The organism is Ohtaekwangia kribbensis (assembly GCF_042676245.1).
GTDB lineage: Bacteria > Bacteroidota > Bacteroidia > Cytophagales > Cyclobacteriaceae > Ohtaekwangia > Ohtaekwangia kribbensis.
This window is the reverse complement of record NZ_JBHTKA010000007.1, coordinates 1,212,953-1,235,196: the sequence shown is the minus strand read 5'-3', so window position 1 is coordinate 1,235,196 and position 22,244 is coordinate 1,212,953. Positions and strand designations below refer to the sequence as shown.

Sequence of the window (22,244 nt, the reverse complement as noted above, 5' to 3'; positions counted from 1 at the left end):
CCATGCAAAAGTATGAGAAGATTCATGAGCACGACAGGGTATATTTAGTCAAACATAAGGTTGAATGTAAGTCACGATCCGGAAATGACTTCTGTCCCTGTCCTATTCGTGATAAAACGAGATAAAGCCGTGAAATGAGACATTTCCCCCTTTAATCAATTACTTTCACCCCCATTGCCGGTTATAGGGCTGCTAACTTGCTACATTATTTAAACATGAAATTCATGCTGCGGTTGCTCATCACGATTCTTGTTCTTTCGGTTGTGTCTTGTCAGTCTCCATCGGTTAACAGCGCGCATGTTCCCGATGGATATACCTTACAATGGTCAGACGAATTTGAAGTCTCAGCAATTGATACTGCCTCCTGGACTGCGGGGTCACTGCGCGACTCCCGTTATGGCGACCTGGTTCCGGGTGCGAAGGGCGATCACCTGCTGAACGACCATTACGCAGGGTATATCACCACAGAAGATTCGTATCTGGAAAACGGTAGCCTGGTTCTGCGCAATCAAAAGCGCAGTTACACAGGCCATAATCCGGCCGGCACGTATTCTTACACGAGCGGTTGGGTTATGAGCATGCACAAGATTTATTTCAACAAAGGATACCTGGAGATCAAAGCACGTTTTCCGACCGGAGATAAAGTATGGCCGGCTCTGTGGCTCATCGCGGAAGACTTAACGTGGGGCCCCGAGTGGGATATATTTGAATACTTCGGCTATCGTGAAGACGTAGGCTTCGACAACATGGGTGTCCATCTTTACTCTGCAGAGAATCAGTGGCATTCGGCATGGTTAAAGCAATTCGATAAAACTTTTCGCTGCGATGCGTGGCACATCTACGGGTTTGAGTGGACAGATCAGTCTGCAACCTGGTATATAGATGGCAAAAAAGTACACGAGTTACTCGCCTCTCAAACAAAAGGCTGGCCGGATGAAAATATGTACCTGGTGCTGAACAACGGACAGCGATCAGAGTCACCGGACAGCGCAACGGTTTGGCCCAACGCCCTCTATATTGATTATGTAAAGCTGTATCAAAAGAACAAGTGATACTGTACTGCTAACTTGCGCGTAAAGTTTTTTATCCAACGGAGACCGAGATGATGGCACGTATGCTGGTGAGATATATTATACTTTTTGTGATCACAGGCATGTATATACCGCTTGCAGCACAGCCGGTATATCTGCATAAGCATTTTGGTATGCACGATGGTCTGTCGAATGATGAAGTTACTTCGATCGTTCAGGACAAACAGGATTTCATCTGGATTGGTACGCGCGGTGGTCTGAATCGCTATGACGGACATGAGTTCGTAAGCTACCAGAAAGAAGAAGGCGGCCTCTCAAGCAGCGCGATCGAAACACTTTTTGTAGACAGTCACGGAAAGCTTTGGATCGGAACACACAATGGTGTGGACTGCTTTGATCCGGTCACAGAAAGTTTCTCACACTTTATACTCAAAGACAGCAACGCTACCAATGCCGGGGAGAATCGCATCGTTCAACTGTTTGAAGACAGTAAAGGTATAATTTGGGCCGGTGACTATAGCCGCGGTCTCTATCGGAAAACAAGTGACAGTACATTTGAAAATCACGTCAGCCAGTTGGCGATCCGAAAAGTAATTGAAGATGATAAAGGTTTATTCTGGATTGCTGCTGAGTATAAAGGACTGGTGCTATACAACCCGGTAAGTCAAACGAGTACTACCATTCTGGATGTTTCCACCGGAGTTACCACCATCGAGAAGAGTATAGCGAAAGACAAAATTTACCTCGGCACGTGGCGTGAAGGACTTTTCGAAGTAGATATCTCGGAAGGATATTTTAAAAGTCCGAAGATCGCACAACACAAGCTGAATACCAGCATTCATTCCACCAAACTCAACGATATATATACCTTGCGTGCCATGCCGCAGGACGAACTCTGGATGGGCACCTGGGATGGCGGCCTGCGTATCTGGAATGGAGAAAAAGATATAGCCAGATTTGCGCGCAACATTAACCGGCAGGGACTCAGCAATAACATTGTACTCTGCATATTTAAAGATCGCTCCGGGTTGATATGGGTAGGGACTGATGGTGGCGGTGTAAATATATTCAAAGCCAATACGAGTGGCTTTCAAAACATCGGAGCCGATCCTTATGCAGCAAGAAGTCTCAGCAATGAGAAGGTGGATGCTATAGCGATGGACACGCAGGGCAATGTGATGGTTGGTACACGAGGCGAAGGCTTGAACATTATTCGCGGCAGTAATGTAGAGGCACTTAATCGTCCCGGGTTTCTGGATGCTTACTACAATGGGAAAAATAATATAGCTGCACTGCTATACGATGGATTCGGCAACTGGTGGATTGGCGATCTCGACTTTGGACTCTATAGATTACGTTGTGATAAAGATCTGAAGAACTGCCGGTATGAATCGCTTCGTCCGGGCGAAGGACAGCATCACATCGGTGGTATCAAGATTACAGCTCTTGCAGAAGATGCACAGCATCGTGTATGGGTTGGGACTCAACGCAATGGCATCAGCTGCATTTCACTGAATGCGAACGGTGATATAGAATCCATTCATCATGATAATCTTGATATATATGGTGAGCAGGGCCAGCGCATTACCACCATCGTTGCAAGCACACAATCGGAACGACTGTGGATCGGCACCTATAACGGACTATTGAATTACACGACTGATGCTATATATGGCCGCTATCACCAAAAAACAAAACCGCTGTTGGAAAACGAAATCATCCGCACGGTATACGAAGATGCGAAAGGTAACGTGTGGGCGGGAACCTATAACGGCCTCTGGCAAATCCGCACGAATGCATCCGGAGTAAAGGAACAAAAAAAGTGGACCGTGAAGGATGGCCTTTCATCCAACTATATACAAGGCATTACCGGTGTACACCAGGATCGGCATCTCTGGATCTCTACCAGCAACGGTCTTAATATGCTTGACCTGGAGTCGGGTACGGTCAAAGTATATACGGAATACGATGGTATGATTGGCGACAGTTTTTTGCTGAACTCGGTCTTTAACGATAAGCAGGGCCATTTATACTTTGGCTCTACCAACGGACTCACGTGGTTTAATATGGACAGTCTCCGCTCCGATCGAAATACAATACCGCCCCGCTTCACCGGCCTGATCCTGAATGATGATATCAATGTTCGTGTAGGACATGAATACTTCGGCAACGTGATTCTTCCGGAATCCATGGAGTATACCTCTCAAATTGTACTGGACCATCACGTAAAAAAATTTACATTAACATTCTCCGCTCCTGATTTTTTCTCTCCGAACCGCGCCCAGTATTCGTATCAGCTAAAAGGCTATGACGATCGGTGGATCGAACATACATCGCACACCGCTTCCTTTACCAACCTCGATGCCGGCACCTATATATTTCGCCTGCGGGTAAATTCCAACAGCGACCAGGAGACATCTGCTATACAGGAAATAAAGATCACCATCCTTCCTCCCCCCTGGGCAACGTGGTGGGCGTATACCGGATATATACTTTTTTCCGTGCTCGTAGCAGTCTGTTTGTTCCGGTTGATCAATGCGCAGACCAATCTGCGGAACAAGCTCAGGATGGAACAGGTGTTGCGTGAAAAGGAGAGTGAACTAAACCAACTCAAGCTTCGCTTCTTTACCAATATATCGCACGAGTTACGCACACCTTTAACGTTGATCGCTGCACCGCTGGAAGAAATGCTGTTGTCGCAGACCTTGCCCGAAGCCTATCGCGAGAAAGCCAGGCTTATGAAACGTAATGTTAAGAGCCTGCTTCGCTTGTCGGACCAGCTCATCACCTTCCGCAAAGTGGAAACGCAAAATATGGATCTGCTGCTCGCCCCGGTAGATGTCGTGGCGTTCTGTCGTGAGATCTATAGTCTGTTCAAACTCAGCAGCGGTGACGACAAGTATATATTTGAATTTTACAGCGACCGCGAGCAATGTATAGCCTATATAGACCAGGAAAAACTGGAGATGATTCTTCTGAACCTGATCTCAAATGCTGTTAAGTTCAGCCCCAAGGGAGGAGTTATTTCCATTCGGGTATCGGTACAGGATGAGTATATCATTTTACTTGTGGAAGATCATGGCATTGGTATGTCGCAGGAAAATGTCTCGCGCATCTTCGAACGTTTCTACCAACTCGGAGACAGCCGCACCAACACCGGTGTAGGTATAGGACTCGCCCTGGTGGAGAGCCTGGTAAATCTCCACCACGGACAAATTCGCGTTGAAAGCAAGAAGGGTTCCGGCAGTAAATTTTTTGTAAGTCTGCCCCTCGGACGTTGGTTCGAAAAGCTTGACTATGCGCACATGCGTGAAGGCGAACAGGCTACCTTACGAAGCGATTACTGGAAAGAACAGATCCATGATCTCTTTATGGAGCAACAGGCGAGTCGTCAATCCATGCTTGAGTCCACTACACAGATCCTGATTGTTGATGACAACAAAGAGATGGCCGATTACCTCGGTGTGTTGTTTGCCGGAAACTATCGCTGCAAGATTGCCTATAATGGCGAAGACGCACTGCAGGTTCTGAACAATGAAATTATAGAACTTGTTATACTCGATGTAATGATGCCCGGCATCAGTGGTGTGGAACTTTGCCAGAAGATAAAGAGCAATCGTACCACCTCGCATGTGCCGGTCATCATGCTGTCGGCAAAGACCGCGGTGGAAGATCAGCTCAGTGGTTTGCATACCGGAGCCGATGACTATATTGAAAAACCTTTCAACCCTGATCTGCTGAAAGCCCGCGTAAGAACACGGCTTGAGAAAGTAAAGGAACTGAAAGAATACTATCAACGCGAATTCCTGTTGCAACCCAAAGAGCAGGTAGTTGCGAATGATGATGAGAAATTTATACTGGACTTAAAGTCCATCGTTGAAAAATATATAGCTGACACCGACAAGATCAAACTCGCGGTGCAGGAAGAAATGGCCATGAGTAAAGCAACGCTATATCGCAAGCTCAAATCCATCACCGACTATTCACTTTCCGAATTCATTAAAGTTATCCGGATCAAGAAAGCCGCCCAGTTGCTGACCAGTTCGCAGTTGAGCATCTCCGAGATCGCCTACGATGTCGGCTTTAACGATCTGAAGTACTTCCGCGTCTGTTTCGAAAGCGTGTATCATACCACACCCTCCGAATACCGCAAGGCAAACAAAGCCAATACGAACATAACGGTGTGACTACACGCAACTGCGTGCACAATTTGTTGCGCTGATTTTTATAGCGTTTCAGATCAAATCTGAATTGATCCCCACCATTATTTGAGATAATACACCCTACAACTGCTACCGTTGTCGCCAACCTTTGCATGTATATTTTCACCTTAACCCATTTTAATTTATGAGACGCCTCTTCACCGTTGCATCGCTTGCCGTGATCGGCATGCTGACAAGCTCCTGTTCGGAAGAACCCGTAAAAAATTCCTCCCCGGAGGACACCCGAGTTGGTGCATGGGAAACTGTGCTGGACAACTCCTTCACGGATTACACAACCTTTGAGTCCAAGTGGAATTATCTTTACCCGTGGGGTTCAGACCACAATGGCAGCGCGCGGATGTACGGAAGTACAACCGATCACAATCACATCTATATTACTACCGGGGGAGTTCTTAATCTCAAAGCTACACGCATTACCTGGAATGAAGGCAACAGTCCGCACTCACCGTATTTGCCGATCCGTTATCATTCCGGAGCCGTGCATGCTAAACATCAGATCCTCATCAATGACCAGTATCCGGATTACGAAGTGAAGGGAGAATTTCAGGCACCCACTGCAGGCGGCACATGGCCAGCCTTCTGGCTTACCGGTGTGAACTCATGGCCGCCAGAGTCTGACATCATGGAGTTCAAAGGAAGCAACGTGAACTGGCAAAACACGATGGATGGTCCGGACTGGACAAATGTACACACGCAGTCAACGCAGACTACGGTGAGCAATGCCGGGAACTGGCACACCTATCGTGCCTGGATTACCAAGGTAAATGCTACGGATGTAGACATTCATTACTACATCGATGGTGCATGGAAAGCTGTACACCGCGCACCGAATTTTGTTAACAGTCCTATGTGGTTAATCGTCAACCTTCAGATGGAAGGATCGAGCGGAAGCTCCGGTCCAACCAGCGATACATACCTGAAGGCTCGTAATATTTATGTAGGACGAACAAAAGCTTTTTGATCCATAGCCAGGAACGAAACAGGAACAGTCGTCTGAAAAGATGACTGTTCTGCCTATATATACCACTATATATACCCACAAGAAATTCATCCTTTGAAGTATACGATCCTCATCTGTTTACTGCTTGGCGCAGCTGCCTGCGCATCCGATGACCTTTCGCCCGATATCAAACGTGCTATGCTCGACCGGGTAAATTCCATTCGCGCGGCAGGATGCACGTGTGGCACGGTAGTATATCCACCGGTTCAGCCGCTTACTACTATAAATATACCACTATCGGAAGCGGCTTTCGCGCATGCGCAGGATATGTACCTGCACAACTATTTTTCGCATGTCTCACCACAAGGTATATCGCCGGAAGAGCGTGTAACCACAGCCGGATACGAAGGTAATTTTCTTGCCGAGACTATAGCAGCCGGATGTACCACCGTAAACGAAGCGGTGAATGCATGGCTGCAGAGTCCCAGTCATTGTGAAGCACTGATGAAACGTGAAGCCAACGAAATGGGAGTCGCACAGGTGAAATCGTATTGGACACTCGAGCTCGGCCAGAAACGCTAAGACTTATTTCAACGAAACTATAAATGAAAAAACAAACACTACTCTTTATTCTTGTACTCTGCTGCTTTATCCATACGTATGGACAACAGCAATTTCAACCCGGAGCTATATGGCCGGATAGCGATGGCAGACACATCAACGCGCATGGCGGTGGCATTCTATACTATGGAGACACATACTATTGGTTCGGCGAATTTAAAACTGAAGGTAAAGCCGGCAACCGCGCGTGGATTGGTATAAGCTGCTACTCATCAAAAGATCTTTACACCTGGAAGAATGAAGGCATTGCTCTTCCGGTAGTAGACGACCCGACTTCAGAAATTACAAAAGGCTGCGTCATTGAACGTCCCAAGGTAATTTACAACGCGAAGACCAGGAAGTTTGTGTTGTGGTTTCACCTCGAGTTAAAAGAGCAGGGCTATAGTGCCGCGCGAACAGCTGTGGCCGTTAGCGATAAGCCGACAGGTCCCTATACCTATATACGGTCCTACAGACCGAACCGTAAAACATGGCCGATCAATTTTGAGAAAGCATGGCAAACAAAAGCTGTGAATGAAAGTGAACTGAAAGCTCACACAGATCCGTGGAGAAAAGAAGTTGCCGAAGGACTCTTTGTTCGAAGAGATTTTGAAAAAGGACAAATGTCGCGTGACATGACGTTGTTCGTGGATGATGATGGCAAAGCGTATCACATTCACTCGGCAGAAGAAAACCTGACGCTTCACGTTTCTGAACTTACAGACGATTACCTGTCGTTTACCGGCAAGTGGGCAACGATAGCACCTGCCGGACATAACGAAGCACCTGCACTTATAAAGCGAAACGGTAAATATATACTTGTTACATCAGGTTGCACCGGGTGGGAACCCAACGCTGCACGCTCATTTGTCTCAGACTCAATCTGGGGACCGTGGAGATCACTTGGCAATCCGGCCCAAGGCGAAAATGCAGGACGCACATTCGAATCTCAAAGCACATACATCCTTCCGGTGCAGGGCCGTAAAGACCAATATATTTTTATGGCAGACCGGTGGGTACCCGACAACGCTATCGATGGCCGGTATATATGGCTTCCGCTGACATTTGATGGCGACAAACCCGTGATCAAGTGGTTTGACAAATGGAGCCTGGAGCAACTTGCCAATCCATAGTCATGCTCACCCTGCACCCGGTTCCTTTCTATATATGTAGTATAAGATGAGGAGTAGCCTCGCTCACTCCTCTCCTTTCATGGTACGGAAAACGCCTCTCATAATTTATTTTGAACGCATTCACCCTATTTCTGATGTATTTCTCTCTATGTCGCGAGCAAACGATTGCGACTATTGTAGACACCAAATTCAATCGCATGAGACTACTTTACTCTTCTTCGACAGTCGCTGGTAAACAGCGATCAGCGATGAGGGCTGCTTCACGTGTCCTCATTGACTATCACCAACCTTTCAAACCTATCACTATGCTAACGTATTTTAAAACACCACATCTCTTGCTGATGTGTCTGTGGCTGGCGTTTACAACAACAGCCTTCGCACAAACCACCGTCTCCGGGCGTGTTGTAAGTTCAGAAGATCAAACCGGGCTTCCCGGTGTAAGCATCATCGTTAAGGGTACATCTTCCGGTACCACCACCAACGCGGATGGCGACTATACATTAGCTATACCCAATGGCGATGCTATACTAGTCTTCTCGTTTGTCGGCTTCCGAAACCAGGAAGTGCTCGTAGGCAGCAACACAACCGTAAATGTTTCGCTTGAGACAGACATTCAATCCCTGCAGGAAGTAGTGGTAGTCGGATACGGAGAACAGAAAAAAGCAAACCTTACGGGTGCAGTAGCATCCGTCAATGTCAACGATGTTAAATCTATACCGGTATCAAACACAGCTAGTCTTTTTCAGGGACGCATGCCGGGTGTAACGGTGAGTAACTTCAGCGGTCAGCCGGGGAATGATGATCCTCAGATCCGCATCCGTGGTATCGGTACATTTAACTCCGGTGCAGAGCCGCTGGTGATTGTCGATGGAATTCAAAGTCAGATCAACCAGGTACCGGTAGCTGATATTGAAAGTATAAGTGTACTCAAAGATGCAGCCTCTGCCGCTATATATGGTGTGCGTGCAGCAAACGGAGTTATCATCATCACAACCAAACGAGGTAAGGAAGGACAGGCACGTATCAACCTGAACAGTAACGTAGCTTTTCAAAGTCCGATCATGAAACCGGATTTTCTTGACTCATGGGATTGGGCCACTATACGCAACGAATGGAATGTTGCCACCGGAGGCACACCCACGTATACCGCTGAACAGATACAAGCGATGCGAGACGGATCCGATCCCGATCATTTCGCGAATACCGATTGGTGGGATGAGACATTCCGCACCGGCATTATGCAAACTTACGATGCATCGATCAGTGGCGGTTCGCAGAATGTAAAGTATATGGTGTCTGCACAGTATATGGATCAGCTGGGGGTGCTAAAAGGAACCGATGCCAATCGTACCAGTGTGCGTGCCAATATAGATATAGATGCCTCTAAAAAATTAAAAGTAGGACTCAACCTGTACGGGTATGACCGAAAGTATAACGAGCCTTCTTTAAACTCAGCATCGTCTAACGATGACAACAGTATAGTATATAGCATTCGCAGATTTACGCAGCCTACTATTCCGGTTCGTTATGCCAATGGTGAGTTTGGATTTGTAGATGGTGCTGAGCCAACGCGTGTCGGATTTCGCAATACCGTATGGGCAGCAACAACAGGATTTAGTGAAACACAGGAGTCTCGTTTGGAAGGCAAGCTGTTTGCCAGCTATGAATTTACCGAAGGGCTGAAGTTTAAAACCAGTGTGGGTGCTATCAATGTCTCCGGTGTAAACTCACGATTCGTTCCCACCTATAAACAATTGAATCCGGAAGGTGTTGTGATCAGTCAGAATGTAAACAACAACCTGAGCAACACTAACACAACCTTTAAAAGACAGTTGCTCGAAAATATCCTCACCTACGACAAGACTATAGGACAGCATGCTATAAATGTATTGTTAGGACACACCGCTCAATATGAACGCAACGACTATATGTATGCGTATCGTCAGAATTTTCCGAACAACAACCTGCACGAGCTTGATGCCGGATCACAAAACCCGCAGGTAGCGGGCAATGCGTATGAAGTTGCCCTGCAATCATTCTTTGGTCGCGTCAACTATATATATAATGATAAATATCTTTTCGAAGCGAACATGCGCTACGATGGCTCATCGCGTATGCCAAAGTCAGAACGGTATGGCTTGTTTCCCTCTGTATCCGCTGGCTGGGTAATCAGCAGTGAAAGTTTCCTGGCTGACAACAACGTTATATCTTTTATGAAACTACGCGCGAGCTGGGGACAACTCGGTAACCAGGAAATTGGTAACTATGCCTATACGCAGAATTTTGCTACCGGTAACAATTACCTGATCGGTGGCATTGTATCAGGAGGTGTAGCGATTAATGATCTTGCCAATGAAAATATAACATGGGAAAAGACTACAATCACAGACATCGGTCTGGATATGAATTTCCTGAACGATCGACTACAGATCACAGCCGATTACTTTAACAAGAAATCATCTGACATTCTGATTCGCCTGCCTATACCCGGAACACTGGGTGTTAACAATGGTCCGTATCAAAACGTAGCAGCCGTTGATAATAAAGGCTGGGAACTAAATATAGCATACCAGGATCGGAAAGGTGATCTCGGTTACTCAGCCAGTGTAAACTTCTCGCAGGTAAAAAATGAAATTACGGACATTGCAGGACTCGAGAACTGGATCAGCGGCAACACGATAAATGTAGTCGGTCAACCCATCGGTGCGTACTACGGTTATGTTGCTGATGGATACTATACCGAAGAAGAACTCGCGAACGCGCCCACGCAATTCGGAACGCTGCGTGCCGGTGATATCAAGTATAAAGACATAAGCGGTCCCAATGGTATACCGGATGGAAAGATCACGGCCGATTATGATCGCCAGATCATCGGTGAACCGTTTCCAAAACTCAGTTATGCATTTAACCTGGGTGCTGACTATAAAGGCTTCGACTTAAGTCTGTTCTTCCAGGGTGTATCCGGTATAGAACGTTTCTATTGGTATAACACAGAGAACGTTGGGCAATTTACAAGCTCTGTTCTGGATCATTGGACTCCTACAAACACAGATGCTGCGTACCCGCGCTTCGGTAACAACAGCAACAACTTTGCTATGTCGAGCTTCTGGCTGCGCGATGCTTCGTACCTGCGACTGAAGAATGTACAACTCGGATATACCTTCCCGAAAGCGTGGACGGAAAGATTGTCCATGCAAAACCTGCGACTGTACTTCACCGGTACAAACCTCGTCACCTTCACCGATGTTGAAGAGTTTGATCCCGAGCGTCCGACAGGCGATGAACGCAACCGCGCATACCCGGGTCTGAAGTCATACTCATTCGGTCTCAACATTACTTTCTAACCTTGTAAATCATTTCGATATGAAATATATCAAGCTATATATCACGATCGCGCTGCTGACTATATTCTCGGCATGCTCAGACGAGTTCCTTGATCGCAAGTCGCTTAACGACTTAAGCTCCGATTCTTTCTGGACAACGGAAGATGATGCCAAGATGGCACTCATGGGGTGTTACTCTGCCCTGCAGGATCAATGGCTGTTTGATTCAGACCCGTGGACAGGCGGTGTGATGAGACTCGACTATCTCTCCGACAACGGATATACCGCATGGCAATGGATGCCGGGCGGAGATATAGCACAAGGTACGCACAACTCTACATCATGGATCTTAGGCGACACATGGCGTTCAGCGTATCGTGCTATAGGCCGCACCAACCAGGTTATTGCCAATGTCCCAACGATTCCAAACATCAATCCGCAGGCAGCGAATCGTATGATAGCCGAAGCGAAAGTAATTCGCGCTACTGTATATACACTTCTGGCGATGACCTTTCACGATGTTCCGCTGATCACCGAACCACAAAGTGTACAGGAAGCATCGGTGCCTAAAAATACACACGATGAAATCGTGAACTTCATCACAAGCGATGTGGAAGCGATCGTAAATGATTTACCATTGCCGGGAGAAATTCCAGGCACGGAATATGGCAGAATAAGCCGCGGTGCTGCACTCGCTACACTGGCCCGTATATATCTTTATCATAACGAATATACCAAGGCTGCAGAGGCTGCTAAAAAAGTGATCGACCTTGGTTATTATTCTTTAGCGGCTGACTATAGCACGTTGTTTACAACAGATCATGAACAGGACAAGGAAGTAATTTTCGCCGTTACATTTGATCGCTTCCTCGATGATGGCTCTGCCTTCGCGGGTTACTGGGGGATGATCGACTATCAACGTGCATTACCGAACCTTGCAGAAGAGTTTTACACTACCGATGGATTGCCAATAACAGAATCTGCACTCTACGACCCTGCTGATCCTTCTGCGAACCGTGATCCGCGTTTCCGTACAACCCTTGTTTCCAACAATGACACGTGGAAAGGTAATGCCGTTACGGACCAGGAAGGTTTTTATTATCAGCGCAAATATACCGAGGAGAATAATGATGAAGATCATTTCGATTCGCCACAGGACTTCTATGTAATACGTTATGCTGATATACTCTTGATGCGTGCTGAAGCACTGGTAAGTGCAGGTGGCTATAGTGAAAGTGAAGTGATTGGACTGGTCAACCAGGTGCGCGACCGTGTAGACATGCCGCATGTTGAAGATGTAGAAGGAACGGGCCTCACTGCGGAAGCGCTTCTCGAAGTAATTAAACATGAACGCAGAGTAGAACTGGCATTCGAGGGATTACGTTACTTCGACTTGGTACGCTGGGAAGAACTTGGCGAACGCTATGAATGGTATATGGCGAATGAACTGACCGCCATACAAGCGCTTGGTTACCCGGATGCATACCCGCGTCAGTTTATATCATATCGCTGGCCATTGCCGCAAAGCGAGATCAACGTTAACAAGAACCTGATACAACATGACGAGTGGCGGTAATGCCGGAACAAACAAAAAGCCTCAGAATAACGCTGAGGCTTTTCTATTTTTTACCGTGTACTTGAGACTTTGCGTTGAAGTATATATACGTGGTTATCTCGTTGTATAGTCTGCTATTGAGACTTCCTCCCCTTTTCTACTTCATCGTAATATCGTTTCAGCACATAAAACGCTTTCTTCTTGTTGCCTTTCTGATCGAAGAGACCTTTGTTGTTCCAGCCCTCCTGGTAGAGCGGGTTGTTGCGTTTTGGTGAACGAAAATCATTGAGTATCCACGGAGATATACCTACATAATTATCAGGCATGCGCTTCATCATTTCAATTTGTTCACGGTAATACCATTCCTGGTATTCTTCACTCCAACGCGTGAGTGAATCAGCATGAAAACCACCAAGAGCCTCTGCTCCTGTCTCGCTGAAGAATAAAGGTTTGTCATACTTAACGGCCCATTTTGCATTGCGACAATTGTTGGGCAGTCCACCATACCAGCCAAGGTATTCATTTACCGATACTATATCCGTGTATTGTCCCAACGGATCATCGATAGTTTGTGTACTGTTTACGTTGTGTACTTCGAGAGCAGCACTAACCAGGCGTGTATTGTCCAATGCCCTGGCACGGAATACAAGCTCACGCATAAAATTAGTTCTCGACTCGTTCACCGGTGTCTCATTTCCGACCGACCAGATCACGATGCTGGCCCGGTTGCGATCGCGTTGTATCATTTCCTGCAACTGCTGCTTTGCTTTGTTTAATACTTCCGCATTTGCAAAATCAATTGTCCAGTATACCGGTATCTCAGACCACACCAGTATACCGAGTGAGTCAGCAACTTTCATCATCGCTTCGTTGTGCGGATAATGCGCCAGGCGTACCATGTTTGCATTCAGTTCCTTTGCCTGACCGAGTAACTGCAGCGCATCTTTGCGCCCGTTGGCTCTTCTCATCTCCTGCGGTATTTCCTCATGTATACATATACCGCGCAGAAATACGGGTACATTATTAAGCAGTATCTGCTTTCCCTTTACTGCAATGGTACGGAAGCCAACCTTGTCAATAACCCTGTCGTTTGCGGATGAGACAATCACCTGGTATAGCTTCGGATACTGAAGCGTCCACAACTGCAGATTTTTTATCTTGATCGAAAAGTATGCTGTATCGGTTTTATACACCGCTTTCGTTTTTACTTTCAACTCGGGTATTTCAATGGTAACATCACTGCGGATAGCGCCGTGAAGAACCACCCAGCCGTTGATTGTTTTCTGTTTCTCATGAATAGATGCTCTGTCCAGCGAAACGAAATAGTCTTGGATATACGTAGCAGGAACCGTAATGAGATTAACATCACGGGTAATTCCACCGTAGTTCCACCAATCGGTATTCAAGGTTGGTACAGCATCCTTGTGCCGCCTGTTATCGACCTTTACTACCAGGAAATTATTTTCTTCTCTTAGCAGTCCACGCGGTATTTCGAAATTGAATGGCGTAAAACCTCCGGTGTGCATACCCAGCTTCTGGCCATTGAGATACACGTGTGCCTCGTAGTTCACAGCACCAAAGTGTATATATACACTTTCGTTGTTCGATGGCAGCGTAGCATTAAATGATTTTTTATACCACACCGTTCCCTCATAGTATAGAAACTTCGGATCCTGCGAGTTCCAATCCTGCGGAACCTGTAGTATATACTCGTCCGTATAGCCATGTTCCTTGCGCTCTGTTTTGTTCTCGGGTACATCCGTGTTCCAATAGGCCTCGCGATCATTCTCACTCCGCTCCTGCCAGCGATAGTTATAGAAACCCGTCTCATACGGATCAACTATATATTGCCAATCACCATTGAGGCTTACTGTTTTTCTGGCGGCAACATTGGCGATCAGGCCCTGCTGTGCATTTGAAGCAATGGACAACAGAATAGACGCCAACAGCGATGCATATCTTAGAGTTGATCGATATAAGTCTGGTAACATAACACGTGAATTACACCCTAAACATAACTATAGTTTCTAATTAGCGGATGAGATTGAATCAAGAATTGGTTTAGCCAATGTCTCGATACTCTTTTGAGAAGTTTCCAGCAGTTCCAACACATAAACTTCGTTCTTGCCAACCTTTAACCATTCTGCCGGTACATATATAGTCTGCTGCGGACCAATCGACCAGTATCTTCCCAAATTATGTCCGTTGATCCACACTACACCTTTACCCCATTTACGCATATCCAGGTAGGTATCGTTAACTTCGTTTAATGTAAACTCTCCCACTTTGATAACCGGACCTTCTGTTAGTTTCCTGTCTGCTCTTGTAAATTTGAGATTTGAAATACTGTTGAATGGCAATGAACGCATCTCCCAATTCAGTAACTCAGTCTTGTTGAGCGTTACCGAAGCGGTAATGCCTTTTCTGTTCTTCAACAAATAGGGTCCGAAATTGATGCGGCCTAAGTTCTCTACGAGTATATCCAGTTTTACCTCACCGGCAGGTATCACAACGGAGAGGCTATCCTGACGAAGTCTGCGGTCCAATACCCCAACACGTTTGCCGTTGATGAAAACAATTCCATAATCGCGAAGCTCGTTGATCTTCAGAATACCGGCACCACTCTTGTTCGTCAGGGTTGTGCTGTACCGAACAAAACCATACGCCTGGTTCAGGTCTTCGAATGTAAGCGGACGTACATTTTTTACAGGTGCAGATACGATATCGAATGCATTCAATTCACCTGAAAAGTTAATCAACGGAAGGGCTACTGCTTTTTTAGGTGCGGGTACAGCAGGCAACACCTGTCCTTTCGGAAGATGCTTCTGAATCACGTTTCTGAACTCCATGAATTTTTCAGTAGCATTGCCGGCTTCGTCCAGCGGTGCATCATAATCGTAGCTGCTGATCTGCGGCTCGTATGGATTCTTATCGTTATAGTTTGCACCGTTCATAAATCCGCGTGTAGTACCGCCATGAAACATATACATGTTAATGGAAATACCAGCCGCCAGTACAGCATCAAGTTTAGGAGCATGATCTTTGGCAGGAACGGTGTGATGCGGAGTACCCCACCAGTCGAACCATGCCGGGTACCACTCCGCTATATAGAACGGCCCTTTACCATTGTGATATTCACGCACAAGTGCTTTTACGTCTTTCGGATTGTCCAATCCATTTACAGCGGGTAACAATCCCGGTATATGTCCATCCTTTACTTTCGGAGCCGGATCGCAGGTATATAGCAAGCCATCAAAACCCGCTTCAATAAAGAGGCGCTTGTTCTCTTCGAGGTATGCTTTATCATTTGAATAAAAACCATATTCATTTTCAACCTGCACCATTAAAATGTTACCCCCGTGATTAACCTGGAGCGGTGCAAGCTGCCTGGCTACTTCATGTATATACTTGCGATAAGCCGTGATAAATTTCGGTTCCAGACTTCGAACGACCAGTCCTTCTTCCTTCTGCAACCAGTATGGATATCCTCCGAATTCCCATTCGGCACAAACATACGGGCTTGGTCGCAGCACCACCCACAGTCCTTCTTCCTGCGCGATCTTTACAAAGGCCGCTATATCATTGTTACCCGAAAAATCATACTTGCCTTTTTCGGGTTCGTGTACATTCCAGAAAACATAGGTACCGATCGTGTTCAACCCCATAGCCTTTGCCATGCGCATGCGGTGGCGCCATGCTTCTTTGGGTATACGCGGATAATGAAGCTCTCCCGAGATCATCAGGAAAGTTTTTCCATCCAGCAGAAATGTGGAGTCGCCTAAGGCAAAGGTATGTTTACTCGTTTGTGTCCATGCGGAATGAGACACCAGCAGGAGCATGAGCAAGAGAATAACAGGGGTTCGGAAAAACCGGGAGTTGTGGTTGGTAGTCATAATAAACAAAGGGCTAATAGTTTAAATATCTATGCTAAAATTCAACGTTTGTCACATGTTATGAAGGGGGCAAATTGATATACTTTGCTGGTGCTTTGATCTTATCGGGTTTGTTCAGGGTGTATAGTAACACAGAACGGAGGTAAACGACATGTGTCAATGCGCAATTCCCTGCAGAGTCGGTACTACCTCTATAATTGTTCCAGCCGCATCAAACCGGAGTTCATCGATACAAACCTCGCGATTAAATCCAGCCGAACGTCCCATCGTTATACCTTTCGGGTAGGTAAACCGATGGTATACCAGGTACCAATTGTCGGTGCCCGGTACATGTATCACTGAATTATGGCCGGTGCCATGAATTTGTGCTGACAGATTTTTCCGGATCACGATGTTGCCCTCTCCGATCGTTAAAGGTCCCAGCGGTGACGATGCGGTTGCATACCTGACTTTGTAGTTAGGACTCCGCGTATCATCCTCCGACCACATGAAATAATATATACCGTTTCGCACAAACACATAGGTGCCCTCGCGAAACGTTTCATCCGGAGTCATCAAGGTAAGTGTCTCACGTTTGATGGAGAGCATGTCGTCATTGAGTTCGGCTGCCGCCAGGTATCCATTTCCCCAGTATAAATAATATTTTTTGGAGACGGGATCAGCAAACACCATCGGGTCGATCTCTTGTCCATTGGTAATACCGGCCGGTTTAAAATCAATCAATGGTGTACCGGAATCCTTGAACGGTCCGGCAGGATCATCAGCAGTTGCCACACCAATCTTTTGTGCAGCTGTAAAGTAAAAGAAGTATTTATATTTCCCGTTCACAAGACGTTCGATCGCTGTAGGTGCCCAGGCATTACGAGGTCCCCACGGTACATCTTTCTTTAGATCGAGAATAACACCTTCGTCTTTCCAATCGATGAGGTTGCTTGATGAGAAGGTTTTGAAATACGTGCCTGACCAACTCTGAAAACCATCGCTGGTAGGATATAAATAGAATTTTTTCTTGTTGAACGAGTATAGTATATCCGGGTCTGCAAAGTAACCTTCCAGCACGGGGTTGCCCGCTATATATACTTCCACTTTATACCGGGTTGTTTTACCTTGCGCTGAAACGGTATACTCTACAGGACCTTTGCTGAAATCGGTTTTGCCGGAAGGATATATTTTCACACCGGCATCTGATGCAAACGCAGGGTCGAATGTTTTAAGATTCGTTCCGGGCTTTACCGGCAGTGAGACAAGCTTAAGCGAATCGTTATACACCATATTATTACGCTTAACATATGTTGACTGCGAACGCAGCGGTATATTATCCGGCTCCGGTTTCGCTTCATTTTGTTCTGATTGAGCACTGGCAACAAAACTCAATACAACTGATATTATGAACAGTATAAAAATCCGATACATTCTGCTATAGGTTTGCAACATTTAACATTTTACTTTTCAAGAAGCTGTGATGGCGGATATCCGAATTCTTTGATAAAACACTTTCGAAAATATTTGAGATCTGAAAATCCCACCATATATACCACCTCATATACTTTATATTGCTGTGTACGCAACAGTTTGGCTGCCTCTGAAATCCGCAAGGAACGGATATACTCGATGGGCGATAGCCCTGTAAGCTGCTTTATCTTTTTATAAAGAATAGTTTTACTCAAGCCTACTTCATGACTAACAGCATCAACACTCAGGTCAGCATTGTTCATGTTTACTTTTACAACTTCAAATATCTGTTGCAATAACTTTTCATCCGGAGAGGCGATCGTTGGCTTCTCGTCTGTGAGGAAGAGTGTCCGATAATAGCGTCTTGAATTTTCGCGCGCCTGCAAAAGATTGTTGATCGTAAGCGACAATATCTCCGGACTGAACGGCTTTGTTATATAGGCATCTGCACCTGTCTCCAATCCTGCTTTGTGCTGGCTATGTGCTGCACGCGCTGTTAAAAGTACAACCGGTATATGGCTGGTCTTGATGTTCTGCTTGAGAGCGTGGCAGAGTTCCATACCATCCATCTCAGCCATCATGATATCACTCAAGACTAGGTCCGGATTATTATCGAACGCAGCTTCCAGGGCCTGCTTGCCATCACTCGTTTCAATAATTCGATAGCCGGGACTCAGATACTCTTTCAGGAACGAACGTACCTCTTCATCATCTTCCACCAGGAGGATTGTCTTAAGTCCTTTTTTTGCATGCGTGCTCTGTCCCTCTTCGTATTCTTCCTGCTCCTGCAGTTCGGCTTCGAGCTCGGTTGTCTTATCCGTATCGATGATAACCTCGTGCGATTCAAAGTGATCTTTACCCAAGGGTATCTTTACCTTGAATACGGAACCTGATCCTACCGTGCTATCAGCATATATTTCACCCTTGTGCAGGTATACCAGTTTCTTGGCCAAAGCCAGCCCTATACCGGAGCTTATGTGATTATTGGCGTTGCCGTGATAAAACCAGTCAAATATATACCGCACCTGGTCTCTCTCGATACCAATGCCATTATCTTTTACTTCGATACAAACACACTCTTTACCATCAACACACAGTTCCTTTTTTACGGTGATACTGATCGCGTTGCCTTCCCCTATATATTTAAAAGAATTTGAAACGATGTTGGTCAGCACCATTTCCATTTTTTCCGGATCGATCCAGGTATAGATGGATTTCTCTTCCGTATAGAATTCAAAGTGTACATTCGGCCGGTTGGACAACTCCTTGAAATTTATGAATATATCTTCAATGAACGGTACAATGTCGACCTGGCGGATGGTGAGCATCATCTTGCCGCTCTCGATCTTTCTGTAATCAAGCAGCTTGTTGATAAGTGTTAACAGCTTGTGCGCATTGCGATGCACCATGTGCAACTTCTTGCTATTGGGTGTATCATTGTTCTCTTTGGACATCATTTCTTCCAACGGCCCAATGATCAGCGTTAGCGGTGTTTTGAACTCGTGCGACACTTCAGTAAAAAAAGCGAGCTTGTCGTGCACAACCTGACGCTCGCGTCTGCGTTTGTTCTTCTCGCTCTTCACGCGCTTCTTCAGATAGAGCTGCCGCTTGCGAATGGAAAATATACTCCAGCCGGCCAGTCCGAGTATAAGTGCATAGGTAACGTATGCCAGGGGCGTACGCCACAACGGTGGGGCTACAGTTACCTTAACGTGAGCAAACTTTGCCGGCCAGGTATTGGACTGGTTCGTAGCTTTCACTTTAAACTCGTACGTACCCGGTGACAAATAGCGATACGATGCCGTTCGCTGATTACCGATATAGTTCCAGTCTGCATCAACGCCTTCAAGCTTATAGGCATATTCGCATTTCTCTGGCCCGCTGTAGTCCAGTGCTGTGAACTCGAACGTAAACGAAGCCTGATCGTGCCGCAACGTGAGATGCTCCGTTTCATCAATTACCTTTTCAAGAATATCATCTTCAGTGTCGCCACCAATTTTTACCGGCTTGTTAAACAGTCGAAACCCCGAAAGTTTTATGTCGGGTACGATTTTGCTATTCGTTACTTTCTGCGGGTAAAACAAATTGAAACCATACGTTCCGCCAAAGCCTATATATCCTTTCGGTATATTATTCAACGATGAGCCCGGAGTAAATTGTCCCACCTGCAAACCATCGTTGGAAGTATAATTGGAAAAAGTTTTGGTAGCATGATCAAATCGCGATATACCGCTGATGGTACTGCACCATACATTTTGCTGTTCGTCAATCTGTATACCAAAGACCGTGTTGTTGATCAAACCGTCTTCATCGGTATAGCGCTTAAACGTTTTATCATTCAGGTTATAAGCACCGAGTCCACCACCGGTTCCGATCCAGAGTGTATTGTCCTTGTCAATGGCCAACGCGTGTACAACGTTGCTCTGCAAAAGGTTGGTAGACTCCGTGCCCGAGAAAATATTCTCCACCTGCCGTGTGTCCGGATCATAGGACAACAGACCGTTGCCATAACACCCTAACCATAATTTTCCGTTCTTGTCTTCTGCCATGGCACGCACATCGATGGTCGAAAATATAGAGGCATCTTTATTTATTTTAAAGGTCCTGTCTGCTTTGTCAAGCATACTGAGGCCACCGCGCGTTGCTCCTACCCATATATTTCGTTTTGAATCTTCGAAGAGAAGCGATACGCGATGTCCCAGCGGTACCGGAGCATCATTCGTTGACCGCGGATAGTGTACAAATAAATCGGTTTTCTCATCGTATCGATATATACCATGTGCCAACGTTCCAAACCATAAATTACCATGGTAATCGCGAAGTGCACTATAGACTACATCATCGCCAATGCTCCCCGGCTTTCCATCTGCATCGTAATGACGCAGCAGTTTACCTTCAGCAGAAAATTTATAGATCCCTTTGGAGTCTGTACCAGCCCATATATTACCATCGTCATCATTACACAATCCATAGAAGGGCACCATGCTCTCGGCAGCACCGACAATGCGTTTCACCTCCACCTTCATGAAGTTCTTCTCTTCACTGCTCACCATATAGATACCATCGCCGTGGGTACCGATCCAGATGTTGTTGTCACGATCCTGATATATAGACCGGATGGTATGCTGAGATATATCAAATGCATCCAGGGCGGTAACGTGTCGCGATGACAATCGATCTACCTTGCGACCATCGAAGTCCTGCAGGTTTACGGTATAGATACCATTTCCCTGTGTTCCGATCCAGAGCGTTTTATCTTTATCCTCCAGCAATGAAAACACACCACGCTGCGCAGGAAGTATAGTATCGAGCACAACAAATTTACCCTCTGCCCGAATGAAAAGTACGAGTCCTTTGGTGGTACCGATCCAGATGTTGCCGAGGTGATCTTCCAGGAAACATTTCACATACTGCGAAGGCAAGATGTCGCTGGCAGAATATGCTTCAATCTTTTCATGATTTTTTCCTTCACGCGTGCGGAATACATCGAGGCCCGTATTCTGTGCGCCCGACCATATATAGCCATAGCTGTCTTCGAAAACAGTGATGGTCGCTGTACTGTTCAGCTTGAAAGTTTGCGTTGTATCATATTTACCCGTAGACGGATAGAATATACCTATACCACCAAAATACCAGCCGATCCACAATTTACCGGTATTGCTTTCGGAAATATAGGATACATCGTTTTTGCCGTTTGGATTCAGAAACACGGTCCACTTTTGTGTAGACAGATCGAATTGATATAGTCCTCTTCGGGATGACACCCACAATCTTCCTTGTGAATCTTTAAATATCCGTTGCACGAAGTTGTCGTGAAACTGGTTGGGTCCGCTCTTATCGAACTTAAATACCGTGAAGGCATAGCCATCGAAGCGGTTCAGTCCATCGTCTGTGGCAAACCACATCCATCCCTTATCGTCCTGCGATATACTGTTCACTACCGCCTGAGACAATCCGTCTTTTATACTATAGCGCTTGATGATCTTGTCACGAATAGGCTGCGCGAAACTCTCATGAGAAAATCCACACGCCAGCATCAGCGCTATCGAAAATAAAAGACGGAAGCTATATTCAGTCCGGTACATACCTTGAAG

At 46.1% G+C, this 22,244-nt stretch carries 11 protein-coding genes; 7 read left to right on the top strand and 4 right to left on the bottom strand.

Features of this window, described 5'->3' with window-relative positions; genetic code table 11:
- Window positions 1-215: 215 nt before the first annotated feature.
- The 7 genes from ACFQ21_RS20085 to ACFQ21_RS20055 all read left to right on the top strand — a co-directional run bounded on the left by ACFQ21_RS20085 (window position 216) and on the right by ACFQ21_RS20055 (window position 12,826).
- Window positions 216-1,052, top strand: coding sequence for a glycoside hydrolase family 16 protein (locus ACFQ21_RS20085; RefSeq protein ID WP_377581737.1), 837 nt, complete (start codon window positions 216-218; stop codon window positions 1,050-1,052).
- 50 nt (window positions 1,053-1,102) lie between these two features.
- Window positions 1,103-5,218 (top strand): hybrid sensor histidine kinase/response regulator transcription factor, encoded by a 4,116-nt coding sequence (locus ACFQ21_RS20080; RefSeq protein ID WP_377581735.1) that lies wholly within the window; start codon window positions 1,103-1,105, stop codon window positions 5,216-5,218.
- A 160-nt stretch (window positions 5,219-5,378) separates the two neighbouring features.
- Window positions 5,379-6,215, top strand: coding sequence for a glycoside hydrolase family 16 protein (locus ACFQ21_RS20075; RefSeq protein ID WP_377581733.1), 837 nt, complete (start codon window positions 5,379-5,381; stop codon window positions 6,213-6,215).
- Window positions 6,216-6,308: 93 nt separating this feature from the next.
- Window positions 6,309-6,776: a CAP domain-containing protein gene (locus ACFQ21_RS20070; RefSeq protein WP_377581730.1), complete on the top strand. Its 468-nt coding sequence runs from the start codon at window positions 6,309-6,311 to the stop codon at window positions 6,774-6,776.
- Between the two features lie 23 nt (window positions 6,777-6,799).
- Complete coding sequence (locus ACFQ21_RS20065) at window positions 6,800-7,927, top strand: glycoside hydrolase family 43 protein (RefSeq protein ID WP_377581728.1); 1,128 nt, start codon at window positions 6,800-6,802, stop codon at window positions 7,925-7,927.
- A 305-nt stretch (window positions 7,928-8,232) separates the two neighbouring features.
- Window positions 8,233-11,271, top strand: a complete 3,039-nt coding sequence (locus ACFQ21_RS20060) for a SusC/RagA family TonB-linked outer membrane protein (protein ID WP_377581725.1) — start codon at window positions 8,233-8,235, stop codon at window positions 11,269-11,271.
- A 19-nt stretch (window positions 11,272-11,290) separates the two neighbouring features.
- Window positions 11,291-12,826 carry a RagB/SusD family nutrient uptake outer membrane protein gene (locus ACFQ21_RS20055; RefSeq protein ID WP_377581723.1) on the top strand — a complete coding sequence of 512 codons (1,536 nt, stop codon included), beginning with the start codon at window positions 11,291-11,293 and terminating at the stop codon, window positions 12,824-12,826.
- A gap of 113 nt (window positions 12,827-12,939) precedes the next feature.
- Here the strand turns inward: ACFQ21_RS20055 and ACFQ21_RS20050 are convergent, their stop codons facing one another.
- From ACFQ21_RS20050 to ACFQ21_RS20035, 4 genes are all read right to left on the bottom strand, one after another.
- Window positions 12,940-14,796, bottom strand: coding sequence for a glycoside hydrolase family 2 protein (locus ACFQ21_RS20050; RefSeq protein WP_377581720.1), 1,857 nt, complete (start codon window positions 14,794-14,796; stop codon window positions 12,940-12,942).
- Between the two features lie 36 nt (window positions 14,797-14,832).
- Window positions 14,833-16,698 carry a glycoside hydrolase family 35 protein gene (locus ACFQ21_RS20045; RefSeq protein WP_377581717.1) on the bottom strand — a complete coding sequence of 622 codons (1,866 nt, stop codon included), beginning with the start codon at window positions 16,696-16,698 and terminating at the stop codon, window positions 14,833-14,835.
- Between the two features lie 156 nt (window positions 16,699-16,854).
- Window positions 16,855-18,111, bottom strand: coding sequence for a family 43 glycosylhydrolase (locus ACFQ21_RS20040; RefSeq protein WP_377581714.1), 1,257 nt, complete (start codon window positions 18,109-18,111; stop codon window positions 16,855-16,857).
- 29 nt (window positions 18,112-18,140) lie between these two features.
- Window positions 18,141-22,235, bottom strand: a complete 4,095-nt coding sequence (locus ACFQ21_RS20035; protein WP_377581712.1) for a hybrid sensor histidine kinase/response regulator — start codon at window positions 22,233-22,235, stop codon at window positions 18,141-18,143.
- Window positions 22,236-22,244 lie beyond the last annotated feature (9 nt).

Coding starts and splice junctions, on each gene's coding strand:
- ACFQ21_RS20085 (WP_377581737.1), top strand. CDS start 216: ATGAAATTCATGCTGCGGTTGCTCATCACGATTCTTGTTCTTTCGGTT.
- ACFQ21_RS20080 (WP_377581735.1), top strand. CDS start 1,103: ATGATGGCACGTATGCTGGTGAGATATATTATACTTTTTGTGATCACA.
- ACFQ21_RS20075 (WP_377581733.1), top strand. CDS start 5,379: ATGAGACGCCTCTTCACCGTTGCATCGCTTGCCGTGATCGGCATGCTG.
- ACFQ21_RS20065 (WP_377581728.1), top strand. CDS start 6,800: ATGAAAAAACAAACACTACTCTTTATTCTTGTACTCTGCTGCTTTATC.
- ACFQ21_RS20060 (WP_377581725.1), top strand. CDS start 8,233: ATGCTAACGTATTTTAAAACACCACATCTCTTGCTGATGTGTCTGTGG.
- ACFQ21_RS20055 (WP_377581723.1), top strand. CDS start 11,291: ATGAAATATATCAAGCTATATATCACGATCGCGCTGCTGACTATATTC.
- ACFQ21_RS20050 (WP_377581720.1), bottom strand. CDS start 14,796: ATGTTACCAGACTTATATCGATCAACTCTAAGATATGCATCGCTGTTG.
- ACFQ21_RS20045 (WP_377581717.1), bottom strand. CDS start 16,698: ATGACTACCAACCACAACTCCCGGTTTTTCCGAACCCCTGTTATTCTC.
- ACFQ21_RS20040 (WP_377581714.1), bottom strand. CDS start 18,111: ATGTATCGGATTTTTATACTGTTCATAATATCAGTTGTATTGAGTTTT.
- ACFQ21_RS20035 (WP_377581712.1), bottom strand. CDS start 22,235: ATGTACCGGACTGAATATAGCTTCCGTCTTTTATTTTCGATAGCGCTG.